13 protein-coding genes are annotated in these 15385 nt (G+C 61.5%); 3 read left to right on the top strand and 10 right to left on the bottom strand.

Annotation, left to right across the window (positions count from 1 at the left end; all coding sequences use genetic code 11):
• Positions 1-2 precede the first annotated feature (2 nt).
• The 7 genes from C8265_RS09145 to C8265_RS09115 all read right to left on the bottom strand — a co-directional run bounded on the left by C8265_RS09145 (position 3) and on the right by C8265_RS09115 (position 4519).
• Entirely contained in the window at positions 3-248 is a 246-nt protein-coding gene (locus tag C8265_RS09145) for a GlsB/YeaQ/YmgE family stress response membrane protein (protein WP_108483703.1), read from the bottom strand.
• An 84-nt stretch (positions 249-332) separates the two neighbouring features.
• Positions 333-1160 (bottom strand): 2,3,4,5-tetrahydropyridine-2,6-dicarboxylate N-succinyltransferase, encoded by an 828-nt coding sequence (gene dapD / locus C8265_RS09140; RefSeq protein ID WP_108483900.1) that lies wholly within the window; start codon positions 1158-1160, stop codon positions 333-335.
• Positions 1161-1272: 112 nt separating this feature from the next.
• The gene (locus tag C8265_RS09135) at positions 1273-1455 is read right to left on the bottom strand and encodes a Trm112 family protein (protein ID WP_108483702.1); all 183 of its coding nucleotides are present in this window, start codon (positions 1453-1455) and stop codon (positions 1273-1275) included.
• Positions 1452-2096 carry an LON peptidase substrate-binding domain-containing protein gene (locus tag C8265_RS09130; RefSeq protein ID WP_108483701.1) on the bottom strand — a complete coding sequence of 215 codons (645 nt, stop codon included), beginning with the start codon at positions 2094-2096 and terminating at the stop codon, positions 1452-1454. The genes C8265_RS09135 and C8265_RS09130 overlap by 4 nt, the downstream gene beginning before the upstream one ends.
• Before the next feature lie 27 nt (positions 2097-2123).
• Positions 2124-3044, bottom strand: coding sequence for a thioredoxin (gene trxA / locus C8265_RS09125; RefSeq protein WP_108483700.1), 921 nt, complete (start codon positions 3042-3044; stop codon positions 2124-2126).
• Positions 3045-3157: 113 nt separating this feature from the next.
• Positions 3158-3946 carry an exodeoxyribonuclease III gene (locus C8265_RS09120; protein ID WP_108483699.1) on the bottom strand — a complete coding sequence of 263 codons (789 nt, stop codon included), beginning with the start codon at positions 3944-3946 and terminating at the stop codon, positions 3158-3160.
• Between the two features lie 162 nt (positions 3947-4108).
• Positions 4109-4519, bottom strand: a complete 411-nt coding sequence (locus C8265_RS09115) for a hypothetical protein (protein ID WP_108483698.1) — start codon at positions 4517-4519, stop codon at positions 4109-4111.
• 205 nt (positions 4520-4724) lie between these two features.
• Here C8265_RS09115 and C8265_RS09110 point away from each other — a divergent pair, with 205 nt between their 5' ends.
• Complete coding sequence (locus tag C8265_RS09110) at positions 4725-5018, top strand: hypothetical protein (protein WP_108483899.1); 294 nt, start codon at positions 4725-4727, stop codon at positions 5016-5018.
• On the top strand, positions 4963-5694 hold the full coding sequence (locus tag C8265_RS09105) for a winged helix-turn-helix domain-containing protein (protein ID WP_420818856.1): 732 nt from the start codon (positions 4963-4965) through the stop codon (positions 5692-5694). Before C8265_RS09110 ends, C8265_RS09105 begins: the two co-directional genes overlap by 56 nt.
• On the opposite strand, the gene corA is transcribed toward C8265_RS09105, so the two are convergent.
• Positions 5691-6656 carry a magnesium/cobalt transporter CorA gene (gene corA / locus C8265_RS09100; protein WP_108483696.1) on the bottom strand — a complete coding sequence of 322 codons (966 nt, stop codon included), beginning with the start codon at positions 6654-6656 and terminating at the stop codon, positions 5691-5693. The genes C8265_RS09105 and corA overlap by 4 nt on opposite strands.
• A gap of 218 nt (positions 6657-6874) precedes the next feature.
• Here corA and C8265_RS09095 point away from each other — a divergent pair, with 218 nt between their 5' ends.
• The gene (locus C8265_RS09095; protein WP_164512308.1) at positions 6875-7789 is read left to right on the top strand and encodes a metallophosphoesterase; all 915 of its coding nucleotides are present in this window, start codon (positions 6875-6877) and stop codon (positions 7787-7789) included.
• Here C8265_RS09095 and pbpC read toward each other — a convergent pair.
• Together pbpC and C8265_RS09085 are read right to left on the bottom strand one after the other, a co-directional pair.
• Positions 7786-9822: a penicillin-binding protein 1C gene (gene pbpC, locus C8265_RS09090; protein WP_108483694.1), complete on the bottom strand. Its 2037-nt coding sequence runs from the start codon at positions 9820-9822 to the stop codon at positions 7786-7788. The two genes, C8265_RS09095 and pbpC, sit on opposite strands and share 4 nt — an antisense overlap.
• Before the next feature lie 6 nt (positions 9823-9828).
• Positions 9829-15261, bottom strand: coding sequence for an alpha-2-macroglobulin family protein (locus C8265_RS09085; RefSeq protein ID WP_108483693.1), 5433 nt, complete (start codon positions 15259-15261; stop codon positions 9829-9831).
• Positions 15262-15385 lie beyond the last annotated feature (124 nt).

Below are 15385 nucleotides of genomic sequence, written 5' to 3'. Positions count from 1 at the left end.
TGTTATGATTTGATCGCGCGGTATCCGGCAATCAGGGCGGATGCCCCGACCAATCCAACGATAAGCTGCGGCAGCCAGCTGCGTTCGGCGTAAATGCCCACCGCACCCAGGATAAGGTTCAGAAGAATGGCCCCGACAATGCCAAGACCGATATTCACGAACAGCCCGGTGTCGGCCTTCATGATCATGCTGGCAATCCATCCCGCCAGCCCACCAACAATAATCGATCCGATAATTCCGATACCCATGTGTCGCCCTCAATCTTCAAATGTCATATGACGCACAAGTATTGGGAACCCCGAAAGGTTCCCAAAATAGCGCAGGATGCAAAATCAGTCGCGCAGCAATTCGTTGATCGCGGTTTTGCTGCGGGTCTGGGCATCGACCCGTTTCACGATCACGGCGCAATACAGGTTTATGCCGTTTTTCGACGGCATCGAACCGGCCACCACCACCGAATAGGGCGGCACTTCGCCATAGCTGACATTGCCGGTTTCACGATCAACGATTTTGGTGGATTTGCCGATAAACACGCCCATGCCCAAAACCGATCCTTCGCGCACGATACAGCCCTCAACCACTTCGGAACGTGCGCCGATGAAGCAATTGTCTTCAATAATGGTTGGACCGGCCTGCATCGGCTCTAACACGCCGCCAATGCCGACACCGCCCGACAGATGCACATTCTTGCCGATCTGTGCGCAGGATCCGACAGTGGCCCAGGTATCGACCATGGTGCCGGAATCCACATAGGCACCCAGATTCACAAAGGATGGCATTAAAACCACGCCCGGCGCGATAAACGCCGATTTGCGCACGATACAGTTGGGAACGGCGCGAAATCCGGCGGCTTTCCACTGATTGTCGCCCCAGCCTTCGAATTTGCTATCGACCTTGTCCCACCAACCGCCGCCTTGCGGGCCGCCGTTCTGGATTTCCATGTCCTTGATCCGAAAGCCAAGCAGAACGGCCTTTTTTGCCCATTGGTTCACATGCCAATCGCCGTTGTCCTGCCGTTCGGCCACGCGCAGTTTGCCGGAATCCAGCGCGTTGAGCGTATCTTCGATGGCATCGCGGGTTTCACCTTTGGTGGTGGGGGTGATCGTGTCGCGCGCATCCCATGCGGCTTCGATTGCGGTTTCCAGGGCGGCGTTGGACATCGGGCTGGCTCCTTGAGCGATGAAACATTCGTTCGCCATAGACACGAAAACGCGCCCTGTTGCAATCACACAGGCATGGGATAAAGCACTTGGCCTTTGGCCGCTGCGCGGATCACTCCAGCGCGCGCGCCTCGTCGATCAGCATGACAGGAATGCCGTTGCGGATCGGATAGGCCAGATGCGCCGCCTTGCTGATCAATTCCATCCGCTGGGCATCAAAACTGAGCGGTGCGCGGGTTTGCGGGCATACCAGTGCCTCAAGCATGTGGCGGTCATAGGGGGGGTGGTCGGTCATTGCATGATATCCTCGCCGTCGCCCCGGCGCAGGGCGAATTCGATCAGCGTGACCAGGGTTTCACGCCGGGTGGTCAGCGATGGCGCCTCAAGCAGGGCCTGGCGATCTTCGGGTTCGAACGGGCACAGCATCGACAGCGAATTGATCAGCAATTCATCTTCGGCATCGTTGAGCGAGTCCCAGTCGGTTTTCAGCTCTTCGGCGTCAAAAAACCGACCCAACAGATCAAGAAACCGATCACGGTCCAACCCTGCGTCTTTTTCGGTCGGCCCAAGATCGCGGGAAAACCCATCCCATGACACATCGCATTTGGTATAGGGTTCAAACCCTTCTGCGGTGCGGGTGATCCGAAACCGGGAAATCCCGGCGAGGGTGATCATGTATCGCCCGTCTTCGGTTTCGGAAAATCCGGTGATCCGCCCGGCACAGCCGATAGCATGCAGGCGGGTCGTGTCAGACCCCGGCACATCGCGCGGCTGGACCATTCCGATCAGCCGGTGAGGTGTTTTCAAAACATCCTCGACCATGGCCAGATAGCGGGGTTCAAAAATATGCAGTGGCAACCGCGCCCGGGGCAAAAGCAATGCACCGGGCAACGGAAAGACAGGCAATGTGGCGGGAAGATCTTTGATTGGAAACATGACAGACCAGATAGGCCGCAAAAGGCGTCAGGCAAATATCATTGATGAGAGTTTTCTGCGCCCACTCAAAACCACCGGGTCTTTCGCCGGAAGCGCGTCGAAAATCGTGAAAAGCTGGGTTTTTGCCGCGCCATCGTTCCAGTCCCGGTCGCGGCGGAACAGTTCCAGCAATTCATCGACCGCGCCTTGGGTGTCGTTTTTTGCATGGAGTGCTGTGGCCAGATCGAACCGGGCCTGATGATCGTCCGGGTTTGCCTCGATCGTGGCGCGCAATTCATCGACCGGCCCGGCATTTGCCGCCTGCCGTGCCAGTTGCAACTGGGCATGGGCCGCCTCAAGTTCGGGCGCGTGGCTGATATCGGCATCGGCGCCGTTCAAAATCGCTTCGGCCTGATCCAGTTCGCCCATGGCGATATGGGCGCGCACCATGCCACCATAAGCGGCGGCGTTTTTCGGGTCTTCGCCCAGAATCGCGGCAAAGGTTTGCGCGGCATCGGCGGCGGCACCCTCGGCCAACATGGCCTCGGCGGCTTCCAATGCTTCGCCCAGGCCATCGTCGGGCACTTGCCCGCCACCTGCGGCAATTACCCTGTCAACAAACGCCTGAATTTCCGATTGCGGCTGTGCGCCCTGAAACGCATCGACGGGCTGACCCTTGTAAAAGGCATAAACCGTAGGAATGGATTGCACCCGCAATTGCGCGGCGATCTGTTGCGCCTCGTCCACGTTCACCTTTACCATCTTCACCGCGCCCTTGGCGGCGGTCACCGCAGCCTCAAGCATTGGCCCCAGGGTTTTACAGGGGCCACACCAGGGCGCCCAGAAATCAACGATGATCGGTACCGTCTGGCTGGCGTCGACGACATCGGCCATGAATGTGGCCTCGGTGCTGTCCTTGATCAGATCACTGGCGGCGGGGGCGGCGGGCGTTTGGCCGAATTCCAACATGGTGGCGGTCCTTGGCTGAAGATGCGTTTCGCAAGATTAGATGGCGTAAAGGGCGCGCCGTTGCAAGGTCGGGCCAATGGTTTTGCCATCTGCGGGCCGGTGGCGGGCCGGTTTTACAGATCGAATGTGGCAAAAACCGGTGCATGGTCGCTGGGCTGTTCCCAGCCGCGCACCGGGCGCAAGATGCGCGATCCGTGGGCGGCATTTGCGATATCGGGGGTGGCCCAGATGTGATCGAGGCGGCGGCCCTTGTCGGCGGCATCCCAGTTTGGCGATCGGTACGACCACCAGGAATAAAGCTGCCCTTCGGGAATATCGGCGCGGGTTACATCCACCCATTTACCGGCCTCTTGCACGGCGGCCAGATGATCCACCTCAATCGGGGTATGGGATACGATTTTAAGCAATTGCTTGTGGTTCCACACATCATCTTCGCGCGGTGCGATGTTCAGATCGCCCACCAGAATCGCCTTTTCCGGGGCTTCGGTGCGAAACGCATCGCGCATATCGGTGAGATAATCGAGCTTTTGGCCGAATTTTTCGTTAATTTCACGGTCGGGTTTGTCACCCCCCGCCGGCACATAGAAATTATGCACGATCACGCCGTTTTCCAACCGTCCGGCGATGTGGCGGGCATGGCCCAACTGGGCATGATCCAGCGCGCCGACCTCTTCCATCGGGAGCTTTGACAGGATCGCGACGCCATTATATCCCTTTTGCCCACGCGCCACCATGTAATTGTATCCCAGCGCCTGAAACGCGCTGAGCGGGATTTTATCGACCGGGCTTTTGCATTCCTGCAGGCACAGCACATCGGGCGCTTCTTCGGTCATCAACCGCGCGACCAGCCCTTCGCGCAGACGGACCGAATTGATGTTCCAGGTGGCAAGGGTGAATGACATGGCACGGCTTCCTTTCGCTGACTTGGCCAAGGTATGCCTGATCCGCCCCGCGCGTGCCATCGGTTTTGGCAATAAACGGGCAGGCGGCGCTGTGCCACCTGCCCCACCCCGCGCGACAGTCTGGAGATGTGCGGATAAGGACCGCCGCGCGGTATCTCGGGGTTAGCCGTGCTGCCAGCCGCGTTTGTTCAGACAACGCGCACCGTAGCCTTGGCGCGGTCCTTCATCGGTGCGCACCCGCACCCAGCATTCTTGTGGCAGGCGATGCACGTTGGTCATGTTGCGTTGCAAACACCGATTGGTGAAAATGCGCCGGGTGCCGTTGCGGGTTTGCAGAATGCGCAGGCATTGCGATGGCACGATCTTGTGATTGCGCGGCCGTTCGGCATGGGTCTGTTTGCGCCGCTTTCGCTTGTCGCGAAAATGATCATAGGTCGCGCCCAGGATCACGACCGTCGCAATACCCCCCAGCAGTTTTTCCAGATCCCGATTTCCAGCTTGCGCAGGGGCAGGCGCCAAGGTGCCAAGGGCAATACCGACAGAAACAACAGCAGCGATCAATCGACGGGTCATGATGAATTTCCTTTCTGGTTGGGTTCGCAAGACACCAGCAGCAAGAGGCGCAATCTGGCATATCCACAGCCTCGGGCAGGGCGGCCCTGCCAGGCAATAACGCCCCGTTGTTATGGGATAGCGGTGGGGCAAACCCCGTTGGTTATTGAATATCTGGCGCACCCGACCCATTCTGCCCGTCAAACCCCAGCATCCGGAGCCCCCCATGCGCCGCCTGATTGCCCCCATTGTTTTTGCCCTGTCGCTGATTGGCACCGCGTTGGTCGCCAATGCCGCCTGTTACGCCGATTACAAGGCGAAAACCGATAACCCCCTGCGCCTGCATTACGGGGTTGTGCAATTGCCCGACCGGGCCTGTTCGCTCCAGGCCGCCCGCCCCCTGATTGAACGGCGGATCGCGGTGGATGGTTGGCAATTGTTGACCGTGCTGTCAGTGTTTGACGATGCGGGCCTTGGGGAAAGGAAAGACAGTGCTGGTGCCTACTTCCTCCGCTACTGATACGCGGCGTTCGGCCACGCGCATTGTCGGATTTGGCATTGCCGCCATCGTGGCGATATTGCTGGTGGCGGCGATATTGCTGTTTGTGAACCTGCCCGATGCCAATGCATTCAACGCGAAGGTTGAACAGATCTTTGTTGAAAACGATGCACTGACCGGCGCGGGCGATATCAAACTGCTGGAAATCCTGGCGCAATCGGGCACGGCATTTTCTGGGGTGCTCAGCAGTTATCGGGTGGTGATTTTCGTATTGCTGGTGTTTGCCACGGCGCTTTTGCTGGCGTCGTTGATTTTTCTGCTCACGATCATCGGGTTGAACCGGCGCATGGGCGAAATTGAGCGTGCGGGCATTCAGGTGTCATCACTGTTGATTTCGCGCGATGAACGGGTGGTTTACCTGAACAACATGGAATTCAAACTGACCGAGGCGGCGATTGAAACCCTGTCGGTTCTGGCCGAGGCGCGGATGGACGACGATGTGCTGTCGGGTGCCGAGCTTGAGGCGGTGATATCAGGGCGCAACGCCGCCGATTGCGACGAGGCGGCGGGCGCGGTGCGGATCAAGCGGTTGCGCGATACGTTGGGCAATCAACTGGTCAGCGCGCTGTTGGTGAAAAACATCGCCCGGCGCGGATATATGTTGAGCATCGACAAAAGCGTGATCCGGATGGTTTAAAGCCAGCCGCGCCGTTTGAAAAACAGGTACGGCACGATTGACGACATCAACATCAGCCCCAATGCCATCGGATAGCCATAGGGAAATGCCAGTTCCGGCATGATTTCAAAGTTCATTCCATAAATGGATGCCACCACGGTTGGCGGCAAAAAGATCACCGCCGCGACCGAGAAAATCTTGATGATGCCGTTTTGTTCGATGCCGATCAGACCCAGTGTCGCATCCAGAAGGAACGTCACCTTTTGCGATACAAACCCGCAGTGATCCAACAGCGATCTGATATCCTGACTGAGGGTTTTCAGAATCTCGGATTGGCGGGCGGTGTCGCGATCGATCCGGGGCTCAAGAAACGTGACAAGACGGCTCAGCGTCATCAGGCTGTCGCGCAGATTCGACGTGAAATTGCCCTTGCGCCCGATCGATTCAAGGGTGGCCTTGTAATCGGTGTCTGCCTTTGATCGTGTCTCTTTGCGGGCGAAAACATCGGATGAAATCCGGTCCAGTTCGTGGCCCGCGCGTTCCAGAATATCGGCCAGACGATCCACTACAATATCCAGCATCTGCAACATCACACCTTCGCCTGTGGCGGCCTCGAATTTGGTTTTCGTGCAATGGGTGATAAAGGCGGCAAACACCCGGGGGTCATGATACCGGATGGTGATCAGCCGCCCGTTGGTCAGGATGAATGTCACCGGTTTCATCAGCAAATCATCGGTATCGGTACGCGACGGGATCAGCGCGGTCATGAACACCGCATCAAATTCCTCGTAAAGCCGGGATGAAATCTCGATCTCGGCCATGTCGTCGGGCGTGGGCATGGGAAAGCCGCAAAACTTTTCGACCTGTTCCATTTCATCTGGTGACGGATCGAACACATCAATCCATGTCGCGTCCTGCGACAGGGTTGGCTGATCGGGCTGCGGGTTCAGACGGGCATCGGCAAAGGCAAAGGTGCGGATCATGGGGCGAACTCTGATATGATGGCGGCGATGGGTGGGCCGTTTGCCACCCGGATTTGTGTGATCTAACGTGAAACACCACCCAGTACCACCGCCACCGTGCGCCAGTTGAAATGGATAGGGGTGGCGGATGGCGCGCCCCGGACGGTGCGACCGGGCGATCCGGCAGATCCGCCTTTCCGGGCGCGCGCCCTTGGCATCACCGGTCAAAGGGGCAATATGTGACGCTTTACAGCCCCGAGGCACAGATGACCCAAGCCCCCCCAACCGGCGGATTGAAAGACCACGAAAACCGCCGCCGGGGATGGCGGCGTTTGTTCGTGAGCCGGGGCGCGCCCGATGTGGTGCATCACGACGTGTCATCGCACCGCTGGACCGGTCCGCCGTTGCATATTGCGATGCTGTCGGATATTCACACCACATCGCCCTGGAACGGGCCTGAACACCTTGAACGTGTGGTGGCGCGGGTGAATGCGATGCCGGTGGATCTGGTGCTGTTGATGGGCGATTATATCGCCGCCCTGCCCACGCCGGGCCGGTTTGCCACCCCCGAACAGACCGCCGGCATTCTGGCCCAGTTGCACGCGCCCCTGGGGGTCTATGCGATATTGGGCAATCACGACTGGCGTGATGACGATTTAGCCAAGCGCACCGATTACAAGCAAAGCCGCGCCTTGAATGCCTTGCAAGACGCCGGGCTGACGGTACTGCTGAACAGTGCGCATCGCCTGAATCATCAAAGCGCGCCATTCTGGCTTGTGGGCTATGACAGCCAACTGGGCCACAAACATTGGAAACACCGCACGCATCGCCATGACCCGGATTTGGCATTTCGCATGGTGCCGAGGGATGAACCGGCGATCCTGATGGCGCATGAACCCGATTGTTTTGCCCTGAACAATCCGCGGGCCTTGTTGCAACTGTCGGGCCATACCCACGGCGGGCAGGCGAATTTCTTTGGTTGGCGGCCGCTGACACCGTCTGAATACAAGGCGCGCTATGCCTATGGCCATGTCGAGGAAAACGGCAACCATCTGGTGGTGTCGGGGGGGCTGGGATATTCCCATGTTCCGCTGCGCATCGCACAACCGCCGGAAATCACTCTGGTCACGTTGCGCGGTGATATTGCCGGTTAATCCAGCCGCACATCGGTGCGCGCCGAGCGGCCCAAACCATCAATCACCGACAGGCTGACAAACCCGGTGCCCGGCGCATCGATCCAGGCCTCGCGCCCACTGAGGCGGCGGATCACCGGGCGGCCATCGGCCAGAATGGTAAACGGTGGCCGCCCCGCGCGCAGTTTTACCACCAATGGCCCGCCGTTCAGCGATACGCGCGCGCCGCTGGGCGGAAAGGCGATATGCGGCGCGTCGGGGTCGGGCGCAAAGGCCCGTGCGCGGTTGTTGAAATGGCGCAGGGGCGCGAGCAGATCGGCACTGGCCACCATCAGCGTGGCCGGGGGCGGGGGGGGCAATGGCACGCGCTGGGGCGCAACCCGGCCAAACGCCTGAAACAACACCGGTGCCGCCTGATCGCCACCAAAGGCGCCGGGCACCGGCGTGCCATCGGGGCGGCCCATCCACACGCCGATCACATGCTGCCCGTCCCACCCCAAGGCCCAGGTATCGCGGTGGCCATAGGATGTGCCGGTCTTATAGGCAATCGCGCGGCGGGGTGCGCCGGGCGGCGGGGCCAGATCCGCCAATATATCGCCCACATGCCACGCCGCCTCGGGCGCGATCAGGTTTGCTGTTGGCCCACCCTGACCCGGCACCATATGCAGCGCAACGCCGCTGCCGCCGCGCGCAATCGCGGCGTAAAGTTGCACCATTCCTTCCAACGTGACCCCGACACCACCCAGCGCCAGCGCCAGACCCGGTTTGCCGCCGGGCAATTCGGCGCGCATACCGCTGCGCCGCATATCGGCCAACAGGCGGGCGGGACCAATCGCTTGGGTCAACTGCACCACCGGCAGGTTCAGCGACAATTGCAGCGCGCGGCGCAGGGGCAGGGTGCCGCGAAACTGGGCATCGAAATTTTGCGGCGCATAGCTGCCAAAGGCCATCGGCACATCGTCAATCAAGGTTTCGGGATGGGCCAATCCCTGATCGAACGCCATGGCATAAACCAAAGGTTTCAGGGTCGATCCGGGCGAGCGGAGCGCCTGTGTCATATCCACAAACCCCTGTCGGCGGGTGTTGTCGTAATCGGGCGATCCGACATGGGCCAACACCGCGCCGGTTTGATGATCGGCCACCACAATGGCAATCGACAGACGCTGTTCCTGCCCGCGCACCGCCTGCCGGGCCAGGGATTCAATCGCCACTTGGGTGGGCCGGTGCAGGGTGGTGATATGGCGCGCGCCGGGATTGGCGGTAATCAGGCGGTCGGCCAGATGCGGCGCATGGGCCGGAAACGGGCGGCGCGCGGTCGGGATCGGTTCGCGCAGGGCGGCGCGGGCGGTTTCGGCGTCAAGCACCCCGGCGGATGCCATGCGCGCCAGAACCCGCGCGCGGGCGGTGCGCGCGGCATCGGCGTGGCGATCGGGGCGGCGGGTTTCGGGCGATTGTGGCAGGGCCACCAACAGCGCCGATTGCGCCGGGGTCAGGCGCGCGGGTTCCTTGCCAAACCATGTCAGCGTGGCGGCGCGCACCCCTTCGACATTGCCACCATAGGGCGCGCGGTGCAGATAGTGCGCCAGGATTTCCGCCTTGCTCAACCGCCGCTCCAGCGCCAGCGCGACACGGATCTGGCGGAGTTTGCCGCTGATCTCGCCGGTCGGCCCCTCTTCCAGCAATCGCGCCACCTGCATCGTCAGGGTTGATGCGCCTGAGGTCAGCCGCCCCTGTGCCACAGATGTCACCGCCGCCCGCACCACCGCGCGCAAATCAACGCCCGCGTGGTGGTAAAACCGCTTATCCTCATAGGCCAGCAGCATGGCGATGAACCGCGCATCCACCCCGTCTTGCGTCACATCCAGCCGCCAGCGGCCATCGCCCACCTGATAGGCGCGCAACAAATCGCCATCGCGATCCCGCACCTCGGGCGCGGTTTCAATGGCAAGGGGCGGCAGGGCGGTGGCATCGACCCAGGCATCGAACTCATCGCGCCCCGCCCCGATCAGCGTCAGGCAGGCCGCAAGGGCAAACAGCCAGCGATCAAGCCGCATATCGGGTCACTGTACCCGCACCTGCCCGGTTTCGGTACGGGAGCGAAACCGTGGGCGATACATATCTTCGACGCTGGCGGCAGGGTGGTGGAACGTACCGGGCGACACCGCGCGCACGATATAGGCGAGGGTAAAGGCCTGATCCGACCGCCAGTTGATCGCGCTGATAAACCGGTCGGTGCGAAATTCGCTGTGCTCCACATCCTGGGTGGCGTTCAGCCAATCAAGTGCGTCAATCTCACCACTGCGCAGCAGATTGGGATTGTCGATTTCAAAGCCGGCCGGCAGTGGGTCATTCACAATCAACCGCGCCTCGGTGTCGCCAAAGGGTTGCACCGTCAGCACCGTGACCAACCGCGTGCCCACCGGCACCGCGCTGGGCGTGACGGGCGTGCCGTTCATATCGAAATAGGTGCGGGTGATGGCATAACCTTCGCCGCCCTTTGGTTCGGGCACCTCGGGCACACCAAAGGTGGTCAGCGTCAGGGTGGTTTGATCGCGGCCGGTGTTGGCAATGGTCAGCGGTCCGGTGGCGGTTTGAGCATCGCGCACCTGGATCAGCGGCCCTTGCGGCGCCTGACCATTCACCGTCAGCGCGGTTTGGGTTTTATCGTCCAACAGGGCGTTTGCGGCAAGCAGGGACCACACCGCCTCTTGGGTTGAAAGCTGCGGCCCACCTTGCAAGGGCACGATGGCGCTGGCGGCCTGTTCGCGGTCAATCGCGGTACTGCCCGCCTCAACCGCCAGGGCCAGGACAGCGGCGGTATCGCGCAGGTGGGTGCCATAATCGCTGCGCCATTGCCGCGCGGCATTGTCGGGTTGGGGTTGGGACAGCATGCGCCCGGCCTGTGCAAACAGGGCATCGGCGCGGGTCGGATCGCCGTAAGCGGCCAGTGCGGCGCCCAATTGTGCCACCGCGAGGGGGGTGGCAAAGGCATCGGATTTGGTATCGGCGTAATAGCGCAAATCACCGATGGCCGCTGCACCCTCACGCGCCAGAACATGCAGGGCATAGGCAATATCTTCGCCGCCCTGATCGAAATCGGGGGCGTAATTCACCCGATTGCGCAGATTATCCAAGGCTTGTCGAAACGCGCTGTCCGGCACCGCGATGCCTTGGGCACGGGCGCGCGACAGAAAATCGGTGACATAAGCATCGAGCCAGAAATCGCCTGACCCGGCTTGCCATAACCCGAAACTGCCGCCCGAGGATTGGTTGGTCAAAACGCGCGTGACCGCCTGTTCAATGCGTTCGCTCAATTGCGCCCGTGTCCCCAGACCCATGGCATCGGCCACGTTCGACAGATACAAAAGCGGCATCGCCCGGCTGGCCACCTGTTCGGTGCAGCCATAGGGATAACGATCAAGGGCTTGCAATAATCCGGGGCTGTCAAACCGGGCCAGGGGGCCGGCGGTCAGCGTGGCGGTGCCTGTGCCTGCACGAAACCCGGCGAACACGTTGTCATCGAAGGTAAATGTATCGCCCGCGGCCAGGGTGAACCGGCTGGTGCGGTGGGTTTCGGGATCGTTCAGGCGCACCGGCAGGGTCAGTTGTTTGTTCAACGTCGCCCCATCCGGCGTGGTCAGGGCCAGGGTGATCGTGTAATCGCCCACCGCCCCGGCGGTGATCGGCACGCTGAAGACCTGTTTTTCCCCCTTGCCCAGAGGGATTTGCGCAGGCAGCGCGCCGGTATCGAGCGTGACGCCCGCCGCCCCGGCGGTCAGGCCGACAAGGCCGGTTGGCCCGGTGGCATGGACCACCTCAAGCAACATGCGCGATGTATCGCCCGGCGCCATGAACCGGGGCAGGGTGGCGGTGACAACCACCGGGTCACGCACCAACACATCGGCCTCGGCCTGGCCCACGCCGGTATCTGACCACACCACCGCCATCAGGCGCACGGTGCCGTTGAACGCAGGCAGATCAATGGTGGTGCGGGCCACACCATCGGCCCCCACCTGAACCGGCCCGCTGACAAAGGCGAGCAGATCTTCGGTGGGCGGGGGCGATTGCATCTGCATTCCGCCCGATGCATCGCCGCCGGAACGCACGCGCCCCATGGCCCCCGAATTGCCATCGATCAACCGTCCATAGACATCGCGAATCGCCATGCCCAATTTGCGCTGGCCGAAATAATATTGCGACGGGTCGGGCGATTGAAACCCGGTCAGGTTCAAAATGCCCACATCTATGGCGGCAATGCTGGCCCAGGCGGTTTCGCCCGGCGCGATGCCGTTGACCTTCAGCGCAATGTCGAACGGTTGGCGCGGCTGCGCCTCGGGCGGCACTTCGAAGGCGGCGTTCAGCTGTGCTGCGCCGGGATCGACCGGCGCATAGGTCAGGCCCAAGGCACGGGCCGGCGCGGTTTCACCCGCCGCGCCGGAAGGGCGCAGCACGGTCGCCGTGACATAGGCCCCCGGCCCCCAATCGGCGGTGACGGGGATTTCAACGGTGTTTTCCCCCTCGGCCACATCCACCGCGATCATGTCGATCAGGCGGTCGGACAGGACGGTGACCAGGGCCTTACCGGCATAGCGCGGCACAAGGCGCAGAGTGGCAGTATCGCCCACGGCGTATTGGCTGCGGTCCAGCGATGTTTCCAATGTGTCGGGTGTGTCAACGGCGCTGGCAGCGGTGTACCAGCCGGCATAGAACTCCTGCGATGACGCGGTGTATTCGCCGCCCATCCGCTCAACCTTGATCTCATACCGGCCCCATTTTACGGGCGCGGTGATGGCGGTTGGCGTGGTGCTCAGCGTCGCATCGCCGCTGGCCACCTGGGTGCGGCGGGTGATCGGCTCCCACTCCCAGCGGCCTTCAAGGGAATACCACTGATATTGGCGTTCCACGCGGTTGATTGTCCAGCGTACCGGCAAGGGCGCGGCGGTATTGGTGGCGATCAGGGAGAATTGCGCCTCGGCGCTTTCGGGCAAGGTGGCGTCGAACGCCGGTTTGATCCCGATCATCGGGGTGGTGGCGGCCACGGCGCGGGTGATGCGCCGTTCAATCGGACGGCCCGACCCCTCAGAAATCAGGGCGGTGATCCGGGCCTCAACCGGGCGATCGACCGGCCCGATGTCGGGAAAACGCAGGGGTAGGGTGGCCCGCCCCTGAGCATCGGTTTTCACGGTCGGCAGATATTCGGTTTGCGGGCGAAACGGTTCATCATGGCGGCCAAAACGATAGCCGGGGAATTCGGCCAGTTCTTCGGCGGCAGACAGGCGCACGTTCCCTTCAACAGTTAAATCCGCCCCCGGCGCGCCAAACAGATAGCGCGCATCAATCGCCACAGCGGCGGGCGTGGTCAGGGACAGCGGGCCATCGGGCAGCGTAAGATCGGCATCGATCCGTTCGGGCAGGAAATCTTCGATCAGCACTGGCTGGCTGGCCAGGGCATCGGCATCGGGGTCGGCGTGAATATCCAGCCGCCAGGTGCCGCGCGCCACCGACCCACCGGTTGGCAGGCGAAACATATGCCCCCCGGCATTGCCCGTGGGTGACAGGGTGCGGGAATATTCCACCCCATCGGGGCGATACAAAATCGCCGTCAGCGGCACATCGCCAATCGCGCGCGCCTGTGCATCACGCAACAGGGTGGTGGCGACGATTGTATCGCCCGCGCGGTATGCGCCCCGGTCGGTGGTGAGAAACACATCCATAGGCCCCGCCGCTGCGCGCCCTTCAACGCCGCGATCGGACAGATCGAATTCAGGATCGGTCAGGGGCAAAAACGCCATGTCATCGGCGCCGTTTTCCACCAGTAACAGGGCCGGTGCCGCACCGCCGGTGCCACGGGTCAGACCGGGGGCGAATATGGCGTGGCCCTGTTCATTGGCGGTGGCCGTGCCCAAAACCGCATTGGCGCGCGATAACAGGGTCAGCTTGGCGCCCGCAACGGGGGCTGCGGTGGACAGGGCGCGCACAAACCCGTGCAACCCATCATTGCCCGCCAGCGTGGTCAGGCCCAGATCGGACACCACAAACCACTGGGTTGCGGGCGGATTATCCCATGGGTCGGCCCCCGGGATCGACGCCTGAAGCGCATAAATGCCGGTGGTCAAATCCCCCGCCACATCGCCCAGGGGCAGACGGGTTGTGACATCGCGGTTCAGATCCGATTGCACCACGCCTTTGCCGCGCCACACTTCCTGGCTGACCTCGGTGGCGAATTCATCCTGGCGGTAATCGGGCACCGGTTGGCCGAACATGCGGTCCTGGATGGCGCGCACCACATTGCGATCCGAGATTTTGCGCAGCACCAGATCGACCTCGGACAAGTTGACCGTGACGATAGGCAGGGCAATATCCCCCCCCGCAGGCAGGATATACCCCCGCCCGGCAAACCGTGCCACGGGCGAACGATCCCGCACATAAAGATTCAGCACCACGGATTTGGCCAGGGTTTCGCCCGACGCGGCAGGCAGCCCTTCGCGGAATGTCACCCGGTAGCGCGCGCCGTGCTCTACCCCCTCAAGGCACAGTTTTTCACCGTCGGCCTGTATGGCCAGACCCGACACATCGGTTTGCACAAAAGGGGTATAATCTACCCCGGCCTGTACCAGTGGTTCGTTGAATTGCGCGCAAATGCGCGGGCTGGCCAGATCGCTTTCGACTGTATGATCAGCAATGCGAAAGCCGAATTTGCCAATCGCATCCTCCAGCCGGGTGGCAATATCATCGCGCGGCGACAGGGATTGCGCCAGGCGCAGCGCCGGAATCATATCGCGGCCACGGTTGTTCCGCTCAAGCGCGTCGGCCATGACCGACAGCGCCGATACCTGTACCGGCACCGATCCGGCCCGTAAATACCCGTTGATCGCGCCGCTGATCGCCTGTTGGCGATAGGTGCGGCGTTGCTCATGATCGCTGGTTTGGGCATTCAGGGCAAGGCGGGCGTATTCCACCCATAAATCGGCGGAATCGGTCAGCCCCAGTGCCATACCGGTGAACCGCAGCGCGCCCAAAGTGTTGCCGCCGCTGCGGGCATCGCGGGCCGATTGCAACAGTTCAACCGCCGACAGGCCCGTATTGCTGTGACGGCCGGGCACTGCCACAGCTTCGCTCAGGGCATCGGAAAAATCATCGGGGTTCAGAAACGTCAGTTCGGATTTGCGACTGTCGGCCTGGGCCAGGGTGGCGGCGGATTGTTCGGTGACACGGGCCGAAAACGCGCCCTGATATGGCTGGCGATCCGTGACCGACGATTTGGTGAAACACGCGTTTGACCGGGTGTTGAAGGTGAAAGCCCGGCACTGAGAATCGCTTAGACAGGCGGTGCGGCAGACCTGATAGGTGGTATCAAAGATTTGTTGCAAATCGCTGCCGAAATAATCGGTGTCGCGTTCGACCGACAGGCGCCGCTCGGGGATCACAGATTCGGCAAGCGCCGGAAGCGATAGGGAAAACAGGCAAAGAATCAATGAAATCAGGCGGGCCATGGGGAACCTCATGCAACGATAATCTGCCCATGCTGACACAGCCCTGCCCCCTCTGACAAGCGAACCGTGATGCCGGGTTTAAGACGATGTTTACACAAATCGTCGAAGACTGGATGAACAATCG

It is taken from the genome of Oceaniglobus ichthyenteri (assembly GCF_003057885.1).
GTDB classification, from domain to species: domain Bacteria; phylum Pseudomonadota; class Alphaproteobacteria; order Rhodobacterales; family Rhodobacteraceae; genus Oceaniglobus; species Oceaniglobus ichthyenteri.
This window is presented reverse-complemented; position numbering and strand designations above follow the sequence as displayed.